Source organism: Pseudomonas sp. BP8, assembly GCF_017875955.1.
Classification (GTDB): Bacteria; Pseudomonadota; Gammaproteobacteria; order Pseudomonadales; family Pseudomonadaceae; genus Aquipseudomonas.
Window position 1 is genome coordinate 4,592,438 of sequence record NZ_JAGINK010000001.1, and the last position, 12,585, is coordinate 4,605,022.

Sequence of the window (12,585 nt, forward strand, 5' to 3'; positions counted from 1 at the left end):
GATTGAAAAAGCCGAGCGCCAGCCACGTGCTAGAAGGCGTCGCCGGGCACTCGCACCCAGCCCTCCATCAGCACGCGAGCGCTGCGGCTCATGATTGCTTTGGTCACGCGCCATTCGCCGTTCACCTGCTGCGCCTGGGCGCCGACCCGCAAGGTGCCGGACGGATGCCCGAAGCGCACCGCAGCACGCTGCGTGCCACCGGCGGCGAGGTTGACCAGGGTGCCGGGGATCGCCGCCGCAGTGCCGATGGCCACCGCGGCGGTACCCATCATGGCGTGGTGCAGTTTGCCCATGGACAATGCGCGCACCAGCAGGTCGATATCGTCCGCAGCCACGGCCTTGCCGCTTGACGCAGTGTAGGCCAGCGGCGGCGCGACGAAGGCGACCTTGGGCGTGTGCTGACGCTGGGCAGCGGCGTCGATGTGCTCGATCAGGCCCATGCGCAGGGCACCGTAGGCGCGGAGGGTCTCGAACCGCGCCAAGGCTGCGGCATCGCCGTTGATCGCGTCCTGCAGCTCGCTGCCGGTGTAACCGATATCGGCAGCGTTGACGAAGATGGTCGGAATACCGGCATTGATCAGCGTCGCCTTGAACGTGCCGACCCCGGGTACTTCCAGCTCATCGACCAGATTGCCCGTGGGGAACATCGCCCCGCCCTCGCCGTCTTCATCAGCCGCCGGGTCGAGAAACTCCAATTGCACTTCGGCGGCGGGGAAGGTCACCCCGTCCAGCTCGAAATCACCGGTTTCCTGCACTTCACCGTCGCTGATCGGCACGTGGGCAATGATGGTCTTGGCGATGTTGGCCTGCCAGATGCGCACGGTGGCAATGCCATTGCGCGGGATGCGCGCGGCGTCGACCAGACCGCTGCTGATGGCGAACGAGCCGACGGCGGCCGACAGGTTGCCGCAGTTGCCGCTCCAGTCGACGAAGGCCTTGTCGATCGAGACTTGGCCGAACAGGTAGTCGACGTCGTGTTCGGGGCGGGTGCTGGGGGCAACGATCACGGTTTTGCTGGTACTGGAGGTCGCGCCGCCCATGCCGTCGATCTGCTTGCCGTAGGGGTCGGGGCTGCCGATCACGCGCAACAACAGAGCGTCGCGTGCCGGGCCGGGTTGCTGGGCGCGCTCGGGGAGGTCTTGCAGGCGGAAGAACACGCCTTTGCTGGTGCCGCCACGCAGGTAGGTGGCGGGGATTCTGATTTGCGCTGCATGTGCCATTGAGGTGGTGTCCTGATTGATCTGTCGTTGCCGGAACCCTGGGGCCGCTTTGCGGCCCCCGTGGCTTACGCGGTCGCTTCGAGGAAGTCCTGGGCAAAGCGCTGCAACACGCCGCCCGCCTCGTAGATCGACACTTCTTCAGCCGTATCCAGCCGGCAGGTCACCGGCACCTCGAGCTGTTCGCCATCACGCCGGGTCACTACCAGGGTCAAGGTTGCCCGCGGCGTGCGCTTGCCGACTACGTCATAGGACTCGCTGCCATCCAGGCCGAGCGTGTTGCGGTCGGTGCCGGGCTTGAACTCCAGCGGCAACACACCCATGCCCACCAGGTTGGTGCGGTGAATACGCTCGAAGCCTTCGGCAACGATTGCCTCGACCCCGGCCAGACGTACGCCCTTGGCCGCCCAGTCACGCGACGAGCCTTGGCCGTAATCGGCACCGGCAACAATGATCAGTGGCTGCTTGCGCTCCATGTAGGTCTCGATCGCCTCCCACATACGCGTCACCTTGCCCTCCGGCTCAAGCCGGGTCAGCGAACCCTGCTTCACGCTGCCGTCGTCCTTGCGCACCATTTCATTGAACAGCTTGGGGTTGGCAAAGGTGGCGCGCTGCGCGGTGAGGTGATCGCCGCGGTGGGTCGCATAGGAATTGAAGTCCTCCTCGGGCAGGCCCATCTTCGCCAGGTATTCACCGGCGGCACTGTCGAGCATGATCGCATTCGACGGTGACAGGTGATCGGTGGTGATGTTGTCCGGCAGCACCGCCAGCGGGCGCATGCCACGCAAGGTGCGTTCACCGGCCAGGGCGCCTTCCCAGTACGGCGGGCGACGGATGTAGGTGCTCATCGGGCGCCAGTCATACAGCGGCGCAACCTTGGGCCCGCGGTCTTCTTCGATGGCGAACATCGGGATATAGACCTGACGGAACTGCTCCGGCTTGACCGCCGCACGCACCACTGCGTCGATCTCTTCATCGCTCGGCCAGATGTCCTTGAGGCGGATCTCCTTGCCATCGACCACGCCGAGCACATCCTTCTCGATGTCGAAGCGGATGGTCCCGGCGATGGCGTAGGCCACCACCAGCGGTGGCGAAGCCAGGAAGGCCTGCTTGGCGTAGGGGTGGATGCGCCCATCGAAGTTGCGGTTGCCCGAGAGCACGGCAGTGGCGTACAGATCGCGGTCGATGATTTCCTGCTGGATCTGCGGATCGAGCGCGCCCGACATGCCATTGCAGGTGGTGCAGGCGAAGGCGACGATGCCGAAGCCCAGTTGCTCGAGCTCCTGCTCCAGGCCGGCCTCCTGCAAGTACAGCTTGACCGCCTTGGAGCCCGGCGCCAGCGACGACTTGACCCACGGCTTGCGAGTCAGGCCCAGGCGGTTGGCATTACGCGCCATCAACCCGGCGGCAATCACGTTGCGCGGGTTGCTGGTGTTGGTGCAACTGGTGATGGCGGCAATGATTACCGCACCGTCAGGCATTTGCCCTGGGACATCCTCCCAGGCACCGGCGATACCCTTGGCAGCGAGGTCGCTGGTGGCGACGCGGGCATGCGGGTTGGACGGGCCGGCCATGTTGCGCACCACGCTCGACAGGTCGAAGCTCAGCCCACGCTCGTATTCGGCGTTGACCAGGCTGTCGGCCCACAGGCCGGCGACCTTGGCGTAGGTCTCGACCAGCTTGACCTGCTGTTCTTCACGGCCGGTCAGGCGCAGGTAGTCGATGGTCTGTTGGTCGATGGCAAACATCGCCGCCGTGGCGCCGTATTCAGGGGCCATGTTGGAGATGGTCGCGCGGTCACCGAGGGTCAGCGCCCGAGCGCCCTCACCGTGAAACTCAAGGTAGGCACCGACCACTTTCTGCTGACGAAGGAACTCGGTCAGGGCCAGTACCAGGTCGGTGGCGGTGATGTTCGGCTGCAACCGGCCGGTCAGCTCGACGCCAACGATCTCCGGCAAGCGCATCCACGAGGCGCGGCCGAGCATGACGTTCTCGGCTTCGAGGCCGCCGACGCCGATGGCGATCACCCCCAGCGCGTCGACATGCGGGGTGTGGCTGTCAGTGCCGACGCAGGTGTCCGGGTAGGCCACGCCGTGGTCGCTGTGGATTACCGGCGACATTTTCTCCAGGTTGATCTGGTGCATGATGCCGTTGCCGGGCTGGATCACGTCGACGTTCTTGAAGGCTTTCTTGGTCCAGTTGATGAAGTGGAAACGGTCTTCGTTGCGGCGGTCTTCGATAGCGCGGTTCTTGTCGAATGCCTGCGGGTCGAAACCACCGCACTCGACCGCCAGCGAGTGGTCGACAATCAACTGCACCGGCACCACCGGGTTGACCTGGGCCGGGTCGCCGCCTTTGTCGGCAATCGCATCGCGCAGGCCGGCGAGGTCGACCAGTGCGGTCTGGCCAAGGATGTCATGGCAGACCACGCGGGCCGGAAACCACGGGAAGTCGAGGTCGCGCTTGCGCTCGATCAACTGCTCGAGCGAGGCATTGAGGGTGGCCGGATCACAGCGGCGCACGAGGTTTTCGGCGAGCACGCGGGAGGTGTACGGCAGGCCGTCATAGGCGCCGGGCTTGAGCGCCTCGACCGCGGCGCGGGTGTCGAAGTAGTCCAGGGCTGAGCCTGGCAGGGGCTTGCGGAAGGCTGTGTTCATATTATTAGTCAGGCTCGGTCACGGTTTTTGAAGGCTCGCACCATCCCTGTAGGAGCGGGCTTGACCCGCGAAGGCGTCAGCCCTGACAACAGAGGTGGTTGTGCTGACGCTTTCGCGGGGCAAGCCCGCTCTCCTACAGGATCGGATGAAGGCCTTGGCTCAGCGCTGCTCGATCGGCACGAACCGGCGCTGTTCGACACCGACGTACTCGGCGCTCGGGCGGATGATGCGGTTGTTCTCGCGCTGCTCGAACACATGCGCCGCCCAGCCAGTCAGGCGTGAGCAGACGAAGATCGGCGTAAACAGCTTGGTCGGGATGCCCATGAAGTGATACGCCGAGGCATGGTAGAAGTCGGCGTTGGGGAACAGACGCTTCTGCTCCCACATGGTCTTGTCGATGGCTTCGGACACCGGATACAGCACGGTGTCACCGACCTCGTCGGCGAGCTGCTTGGACCAGCCCTTGATCACCTCGTTGCGCGGGTCGGACTCTTTGTAGATCGCATGGCCAAAGCCCATGATCTTGTCCTTGCGCTCAAGCATCCTGAGCAACTCGGCAGTGGCGTCCTGCGGGCTCTGGAAGCGTTCGATCAGCTCCATCGCCGCTTCGTTGGCGCCGCCATGCAACGGGCCGCGCAGCGAGCCGATGGCAGCGGTTACGCAGGAGTACAGGTCGGACAGGGTCGACGCGCAGACCCGCGCGGTGAAGGTCGACGCATTGAACTCGTGTTCGGCATACAGGATCAGCGAAACGTTCATCACCTTGACGTGCAGCTCGCTCGGCGGCTTGCCATGCAGCAGCTGCAGGAAATGCCCGCCCAAGGTGTCCTGGTCCGTGCTGCACTCGATGCGCACACCGTGGTGACTGAAGCGATACCAGTAGCACATGATCGCCGGGAACAGCGCCAGCAGGCGGTCAGTCTTGTCGCGCTGGGCGTCGAAGGTCAGTTCGGGCTCAAGGGTGCCGAGGACTGAGCAGCCGGTACGCATCACATCCATCGGGTGGGCATCGCGGGGGATACGTTCGAGGACTTCCTTGAGCGCTTGCGGCAGGTCGCGCAGGCCTTTGAGCTTGCGCTTGTAGTCGTCCAGCTCGGCCTGGGTCGGCAGTTCGCCGTAGAGCAGCAGGAAGGCGACTTCTTCGAACTCGGCGTCTTTGGCCAGGTCGCGCACGTCATAACCGCGGTAGGTCAGGCCGGCGCCGGCCTGGCCGACGGTCGACAGGGCAGTCTGGCCGGCCACCTGGCCACGCAGGCCTGCGCCACTGAGTACTTTTGCTTCGGCCATTGTGTTTCTCCTTTATTGAACTTGTTATGGAATCGCTGGCTAATCGTTGTTGCCTGTTGTGGCCTCTTCGCGGGGCAAGCCCGCTCCTACAGGGTTAGCGGCGCTCATACATCCTGTAGCGAAGAGGCCACAACAGGCTTACCTCATCCCTTCTGCTGGGCAAACAGCGCGTCGAGGCTCTGCTCGAAAGCGTGATAGCCGATTGCATCGTAGAGCTCCATGCGCGTCTGCATGGTGTCGACCACGTTTTTCTGGGTGCCGTCACGGCGCAGCGCGGTGTAGACGTTTTCCGCCGCCTTGTTCATCGCGCGGAACGCCGACAGTGGGTACAGCACCAGCGACACGTCGACCGAGGCCAGCTCTTCGGTGGTGTACAGCGGCGTTGCGCCGAACTCGGTGATATTGGCAAGAATCGGCGCCTGTACCCGGTCAGCAAAAGTCTTGTACATCTGCAATTCGGTAATCGCCTCCGGGAAGATCATGTCGGCGCCGGCCTCGATGCACGCGGCAGCGCGGTCCAGTGCAGCGTTCAGGCCTTCTACCGCAAGGGCGTCGGTGCGCGCCATGATCACGAAACTGTCATCCAGGCGAGCGTCGACCGCCGCCTTGATGCGATCGACCATCTCCTGTTGGGTGACGATCTCCTTGTTCGGGCGGTGGCCGCAGCGCTTGGCACCGACCTGGTCTTCGATATGGATCGCTGCCGCGCCGAATTTGTTCATCGAACGTACCGTGCGCGCGACGTTGAACGCAGAGGCGCCGAAACCGGTGTCGACATCCACCAGCAGCGGTACATCGCATACATCGGTAATCCGCCGCACGTCGGTGAGCACGTCGTCCAGGCCACTGATGCCCAGGTCAGGCAGCCCCAGCGAGCCGGCCGCTACACCGCCACCGGACAGGTAGATGGCCTTGAAGCCGGCGCGTTGCGCCAGCAGCGCGTGGTTGGCGTTGATCGCGCCGACTACCTGCAACGGATGTTCGGCGGCAACCGCGTCGCGGAAACGTTGGCCGGGCGTGCTCTTCACAGTCATGACTCACCTCGTGGGCTATTGTTGTCAGCGCCTTGATAGTGGCGCGCGATATTGCGCTTGGATGCGCCGATGTGGCGGCGCATCAGGAGTTCGGCCAGTTCGCCATCGCGTTCGGCAATGGCATCGAGAATCCGATGGTGTTCGGCAAACGCCTGATGCGGACGGTTGGGGGTGGCGGAGAACTGGATGCGGTACATGCGTACTAGCTGGTACAGCTCGCCACAGAGCATCTGGACCAGGGTCTGGTTGCCGCTGCCCTGGATGATCCGGTAATGGAAGTCGAAGTCGCCTTCTTGCTGGTAGTAGCCGAGGCCGGCCTGAAACGCCGCGTCGCGCTCATGGGTGTCGAGCACCCGGCGCAGCTCGTCGATCTCGGCGACACTCATGCGCTCGGCAGCCAGTCGGCAGGCCATGCCTTCCAGAGATTCGCGGATCTCGTACAGCTCGATCAGCTCGGCCTGGCTGAGGGAAACCACCCGCGCGCCGACGTGCGGCACCCGTACCAACAGGCGCTGACCCTCGAGGCGATGAATCGCTTCGCGCAGCGGCCCGCGGCTGATGCCATAGGTCCGCGCCAGCTCGGGCTCGGAGATCTTGCTACCCGGCGCGATGTCACCTTTGACGATAGCCGCCTGGATGCGCCGGAAGACATTCTCGGAAAGCGTTTCCGATTCTTCCGAAACCACAGCGGGGGCCTGGGTTAGCTCAAGCATATTGTCGACACCTTGCGTTTCCATAGTGGCAAAACTAGCTAAACGAAGGCTTTGAGTCAAAGACAAAATCAACATTGTCGACAATTGTCTAATAACGAACTTACCGGGCGCGCTTGATGTCAGAGTGCGACGCGCTGGCGTCAACACATCGGCGTGATAGAATGCCGCGCTTCCCGAGGGAGCATGAACAGTGAGTCTGTCAGCCACTCAATGTGTCGACAGATTAACGAGGATGCTTGGCCAGTCGCCTTGCCCTGAACCCAGCACAGCACCGCGCCAGGATTTATGAGACTCACACCCGTTTTATTGTTGCTCTGCCTTGCCCTGCTGCCGGCCCTTGGCCAGGCGGCCGAGAAGTCCGTGTACGGCCTGAACGAATACGCCCGCCTCAACGATCTCGACCTGGAGGTCGCGGCCAAGCTCGATACCGGCGCCAAGACCGCCTCGCTGAGTGCCCGCGACATCAAGCGCTTCAAGCGCAATGGCGAAAGCTGGGTACGTTTCTACCTGGCCATCGATGCCGCGCATTCGCACCCGATCGAACGGCCGCTGGCCCGGGTCAGCAAGATCAAGCGCCGTGCCGGCGACTATGACGCTGAAGCAGGCAAGGCCTATACCGCACGGCCGGTTATCGAACTGAACATTTGCATGGGCCGGGCCCTGCGCACCATCGAAGTCAACCTCACCGACCGCAGCGCGTTCCAGTTCCCGCTGCTGATCGGCTCCGAGGCCTTGAAAGACTTCGACGCGCTGGTCGATCCAAGCCTCAAATACGCGGCCGGCAAACCTGCCTGTGCCACCGACGCTCCTAAAGCAGAGTAACCCCGATGCGCTCTCTTACCCTTCACCTCAAAGTCCTCATCACCGTCCTGGTGTTGCTGGGCGTGGCGGTCACGGCCTATCAGATCTTCTTCCTCGGCATCCCGGTCACCGAAGACGAAACCGACGACCTGTGGAACATCGACGCCAAGGTCGAGTTCGTCGCCAGTGCCAAGGACCCGGTCAAGGTGCAGATGTTCGTGCCGCCGCTGAGCCGTGACTATGTCAGCCTGAACGAGAGCTTCATCTCCAACAACTATGGGGTGAGCGTCAACCGCACCGACGGCAACCGCAAGGTGACCTGGTCGGCGCGCCGCGCCAGCGGTAACCAGACGCTCTACTACCGCCTGGTGCTGACCAAGCGCTACAGCAATGAAAAAACCACCGTCAAAGGCCCGACCTTCCGCGACAGCCTGGCGGTCGAAGGCCCCGAGAAGATTGCCGCCGAAGCCCTGATGGCGCCGATCCGCCAGCACTCGGCAGACGTCGAGACCTTTGTCGGCGAGACCATCAAGCGGGTCAACAACCTCAACGACGACAACGTCAAGCTGCTGCTGGCCGGCGATACCTCGGCCCTGAACAAAGCCAAGGTCATTGACCTGCTGCTGTCCATCGCCCACGTGCCGATGGAAAAAGTGCACACCATTCGCCTGGTTGCCGACACCCCGCAGTCCCCAGAGCTGTGGCTGCGCAGCTTCAACGGCAACGACTGGCTGTACTTCAACCCGGACACCGGCGAGCAGGGCCTGCCCAGCGACCGCCTGCTGTGGTGGACCGGTGATGACAACCTGATCACCGTCGATGGCGGCAAGAAAGCCAACGTCACCTTCAGCATGAACAACAGCGAGATGAACGCCATCCGCCTGGCCAAGCTGACCGACGAGAATACCGACGCCGACTTCCTCGAATACTCCCTGTACGGCCTGCCGCTGCAGACCCAGCAGACCTTCATGATCATGGTGATGATCCCGATCGGCGTGCTGGTGATTCTGGTCCTGCGCAACCTGATCGGCATTCAGACCCTGGGTACCTTCACGCCGGTGCTGATCGCCCTCGCCTTCCGCGAGACGCAACTGGGCTTTGGCATCATTCTGTTTACCGTGATCACGGCGCTGGGGCTGTCACTGCGCTCCTACCTCGAACACCTGAAGTTGCAGATGCTGCCGCGCCTGTCGGTGGTGCTGACCTTCGTCGTGGTGCTGATCGCCGCGATCAGCCTGTTCAGCCACAAGCTTGGCCTTGAGCGCGGGCTGTCGGTGGCGCTGTTCCCGATGGTGATCCTGACCATGACCATCGAACGCCTGTCGATCACCTGGGAAGAACGTGGCGGTGGCCATGCCATGAAAGTCGCCATCGGCACCCTGTTCGCCGCCTCCCTGGCGCACTTGCTGATGATGGTGCCGGAGCTGGTCTACTTCGTCTTTACCTTCCCGGCGGTACTGCTGGTGCTGGTGGGCTTCATGCTGGCGATGGGTCGCTACCGCGGCTACCGCCTGACCGAGCTCGTGCGCTTCAAGGCATTCCTGAAGAAGGCTGACGCCTGATGTTTGGCCTGATCAAGACGTGGAAAGCCCTGGAGGCCCGGGGCATCATGGGTATCAACCGGCGCAATGCGGACTACGTCCTCAAGTACAACAAGCGCAACCTGTACCCGATCGTCGACGACAAGATCATCACCAAGGAGCGCGCGATCGAAGCCGGCATTCATGTGCCGGAAATGTACGGGGTGATCGAGACCGAGAAGCAGATCGACAAGCTTCACGAGATCATTGGCGGGCGCAGCGATTTCGTCATCAAGCCGGCGCAGGGCGCTGGCGGTGACGGCATCCTGGTGATCGCCGACCGCTTCGAAGACCGCTATCGCACCGTCTCGGGCAAGATCATCAGCCATGAAGAGATCGAGCACCAGGTGTCGAGCATCCTCACCGGCCTGTACTCGCTGGGTGGCCACCGTGACCGCGCGCTGATCGAGTACCGGGTGACCCCGGACCAAATCTTCAAGAGCATCAGCTACGAAGGCGTGCCCGACATCCGCATCATCGTCCTGATGGGCTACCCGGTGATGGCCATGCTGCGCCTGCCGACCCGCCAGTCGGGCGGCAAGGCCAACCTGCACCAGGGCGCCATCGGCGTCGGTGTCGATCTGGCGACCGGCGTTACCTTGCGCGGGACCTGGCTGAACAACATCATCAGCAAGCACCCGGACACCACCAACTCGGTCGACGGCGTGCAACTGCCCAACTGGGACGGTTTCATGAAGCTGGCCGCTGGCTGTTATGAGTTGTGTGGGCTGGGCTACATCGGTGTGGACATGGTCCTCGACCAGGAGAAGGGGCCGCTGATCCTCGAGCTCAATGCGCGCCCGGGGCTGAACATCCAGATCGCCAACGACTGCGGCCTGACCCAGCGTACCCATGCCATCGAGGCGCATCTGGAGGCTTTGGCCAAGGATGGACTGACCGAGGACGCCGAGCAGCGTGTGCGGGTTTCTCAAGGTTTGTTCGGGCACGTGCATCCGCGGTGAGTTCCTGGGGCTGCTCTGCAGCCCCAACACGGCAAACAGACCTTTCAATGTCGCACCCAGTGCTAGGCCCTTTTCCCACAGCCCATTACAATCCCCTCCTCGCTTTTCATCGCCATCCACTCGCATGCCGACCTGTACGCTCCACCCTCTGCCCTACCAAGCCGACCCCGCAGCCTACTTCGCCCGCGTGCGCTCGGCGCCGGGGGCGGTCCTGCTCGACAGTGCCCGCCCCGGCGCCGAGCGCGGCCGCTTCGACCTGCTCAGCGCCTGGCCGCTCGAGCACCTGCAAGCCGCGCCTGACGAAGACGGCCGCCACTATCTGCAACGCCTGCGCAGCGCCCTGGCCCAACTCGGCCGCGCCGAACTCCCCGCTGGCCTCGAGCTACCGTTCGCCGGCGGCCTGATCGGCTACCTCAGCTACGACTTTGGCCGGCGTCTGGAGCAACTGCCCAGCCTCGCCCAGGACGACCTCGGCCTGGCCGACGCCCAGCTCGGCGTGTATGCCTGGGCGATGGTCAGCGACCATCAGTTGCGCACCAGCCAACTGGTGTTCCACCCAAGCTTGGCGGCCAGCGAACAGCAGCGCCTACGCAGCCTGTTCGAAGCGCCGACGGCCGATGACAGCGGTGATTTCCACCTGCTCGCGCCGATGCACGGCGACCTCAGCCCCACCCAGTACCGCAGCGCATTCGACCAGGTGCAGCAGTACATCCAGGCCGGCGACTGCTACCAGATCAACCTCACGCAGCGCTTTCGTGCGCCCTGCCAGGGTGATCCATGGCGCGCCTACCAAGCCCTGCGCAAGGCCTGCCCGACGCCGTTTTCCGGCTACCAGCAACTGGCCGATGGCAGTGCGCTGCTGAGCTTTTCGCCCGAGCGCTTCATCCGCGTCAGCCAGGGCCAGGTGGAAACCCGGCCGATCAAGGGCACCCGCCCACGCTCCAGCGACCCCGAGCAGGACGCCCGCAACGCTGCCGAGCTGCGCGCCAGCGCCAAGGACCGCTCGGAAAACCTGATGATCGTCGACCTCCTGCGCAACGACCTGGGCCGCACCTGCGAGATCGGTTCGGTAAAAGTCCCGGAGCTGTTCAGCCTGGAGAGCTACCCCAACGTGCATCACCTGGTCAGCAGCGTCACCGGCCGTCTGGCGGCCGACAAGGACGCCCTCGACCTGATCGGTGACAGCTTCCCCGGCGGCTCGATCACTGGGGCGCCGAAGATCCGCGCCATGCAGATCATCGACGAACTGGAGCCGACGCGCCGGACGCTGTACTGCGGCTCGCTGCTGTACATCGATGTACGCGGCGAGATGGACAGCTCGATCGCCATCCGTAGCTTGCTGATCAAGGACGGCCAAGCCAGCTGCTGGGGCGGCGGTGCGGTAGTGGCGGACTCGAACTGGGAGGCGGAATATGAAGAATCGATAGCCAAGGTGCGAGTACTGATGGAAACGCTGCAGGGGCTCTGATCCGCGCCAGCCATTTCGCAGAGCGTCTATCCCGCCATTATTTGTTACCATTTGCCCATTACGAGCGCACAGCGCCATACACACGATGGAAACCGCCTGATGAGCCAAGCCTTCGACGTCGCCGCCCTGGCCGCGACTTATGCCAACAAGTCCCCACAGGACATTCTCAAACTCGCCTTCGAACACTTCGGCGACGACCTGTGGATCTCCTTCAGCGGCGCCGAAGATGTGGTGCTGGTGGACATGGCCTGGAAACTCAACAAGCAGGTCAAGGTATTCAGCCTCGACACCGGCCGCCTGCACCCGGAGACCTACCGCTTCATCGACCAGGTTCGCGAGCAGTACAAGCTGCCAATCGAGATCCTCAGCCCGGATCGCACCAAGCTCGATCCGTTCGTCCAGGAAAAGGGCCTGTTCAGTTTCTACAAAGATGGCCACGGCGAGTGCTGCGGCATCCGCAAAATCGAGCCACTGCGGCGCAAACTGTCCAGCGTCAGCGCCTGGGCCACCGGCCAGCGCCGCGACCAGAGCCCTGGCACACGCAGCCAGGTAGCAGCACTTGAACTCGACACGGCGTTCTCTACCCCTGAGCACCCGTTGTACAAGTTCAACCCGCTGGCGCAGATGTCCAGCGCAGAAGTCTGGGGCTACATCCGCATGCTCGAACTGCCTTACAACAGCCTGCACGAGCGTGGCTTCATCAGCATTGGCTGCGAGCCTTGCACCCGGCCGGTGCTGCCCAACCAGCACGAGCGCGAAGGGCGCTGGTGGTGGGAGGAATCGACGCAGAAGGAATGTGGCTTACATGCCGGCAACCTGATCTCCAAGGCCTGATTCGCAGGCGTGCAAAACCGGCCCAACGGCCG

At 63.4% G+C, this 12,585-nt stretch carries 10 protein-coding genes; 5 read left to right on the forward strand and 5 right to left on the reverse strand.

What is annotated here, in order from left to right; translation table 11 throughout:
• Positions 1-29 precede the first annotated feature (29 nt).
• The 5 genes from prpF to J3B00_RS20130 form a co-directional block, all read right to left on the reverse strand.
• A complete protein-coding gene (prpF, locus tag J3B00_RS20110; protein ID WP_209870839.1) occupies positions 30-1,220 on the reverse strand; it encodes a 2-methylaconitate cis-trans isomerase PrpF in 1,191 nt (396 codons plus the stop codon).
• Between the two features lie 65 nt (positions 1,221-1,285).
• Complete coding sequence (gene acnD, locus J3B00_RS20115) at positions 1,286-3,874, reverse strand: Fe/S-dependent 2-methylisocitrate dehydratase AcnD (protein WP_209870842.1); 2,589 nt, start codon at positions 3,872-3,874, stop codon at positions 1,286-1,288.
• A gap of 159 nt (positions 3,875-4,033) precedes the next feature.
• Entirely contained in the window at positions 4,034-5,161 is a 1,128-nt protein-coding gene (gene prpC, locus J3B00_RS20120; RefSeq protein WP_209870845.1) for a 2-methylcitrate synthase, read from the reverse strand.
• 143 nt (positions 5,162-5,304) lie between these two features.
• Positions 5,305-6,195 (reverse strand): methylisocitrate lyase, encoded by an 891-nt coding sequence (gene prpB / locus J3B00_RS20125; protein ID WP_209870848.1) that lies wholly within the window; start codon positions 6,193-6,195, stop codon positions 5,305-5,307.
• Positions 6,192-6,908 (reverse strand): GntR family transcriptional regulator, encoded by a 717-nt coding sequence (locus J3B00_RS20130; protein WP_209870852.1) that lies wholly within the window; start codon positions 6,906-6,908, stop codon positions 6,192-6,194. The genes prpB and J3B00_RS20130 overlap by 4 nt, the downstream gene beginning before the upstream one ends.
• A 285-nt stretch (positions 6,909-7,193) precedes the next feature.
• Between J3B00_RS20130 and J3B00_RS20135 the strand changes: the two genes are divergently transcribed.
• From J3B00_RS20135 to J3B00_RS20155, 5 genes are all read left to right on the forward strand, one after another.
• Positions 7,194-7,730, forward strand: coding sequence for an ATP-dependent zinc protease (locus J3B00_RS20135; RefSeq protein WP_209870855.1), 537 nt, complete (start codon positions 7,194-7,196; stop codon positions 7,728-7,730).
• A 5-nt stretch (positions 7,731-7,735) separates the two neighbouring features.
• The gene (locus tag J3B00_RS20140) at positions 7,736-9,271 is read left to right on the forward strand and encodes an inactive transglutaminase family protein (RefSeq protein ID WP_209870857.1); all 1,536 of its coding nucleotides are present in this window, start codon (positions 7,736-7,738) and stop codon (positions 9,269-9,271) included.
• Entirely contained in the window at positions 9,271-10,251 is a 981-nt protein-coding gene (locus J3B00_RS20145; RefSeq protein ID WP_209870862.1) for an alpha-L-glutamate ligase-like protein, read from the forward strand. Before J3B00_RS20140 ends, J3B00_RS20145 begins: the two co-directional genes overlap by 1 nt.
• Before the next feature lie 124 nt (positions 10,252-10,375).
• Positions 10,376-11,719: an aminodeoxychorismate synthase component I gene (pabB, locus tag J3B00_RS20150; protein WP_209870865.1), complete on the forward strand. Its 1,344-nt coding sequence runs from the start codon at positions 10,376-10,378 to the stop codon at positions 11,717-11,719.
• A 99-nt stretch (positions 11,720-11,818) separates the two neighbouring features.
• Positions 11,819-12,553 (forward strand): phosphoadenylyl-sulfate reductase, encoded by a 735-nt coding sequence (locus tag J3B00_RS20155; RefSeq protein ID WP_209870868.1) that lies wholly within the window; start codon positions 11,819-11,821, stop codon positions 12,551-12,553.
• The last annotated feature ends 32 nt before the right edge of the window (positions 12,554-12,585 follow it).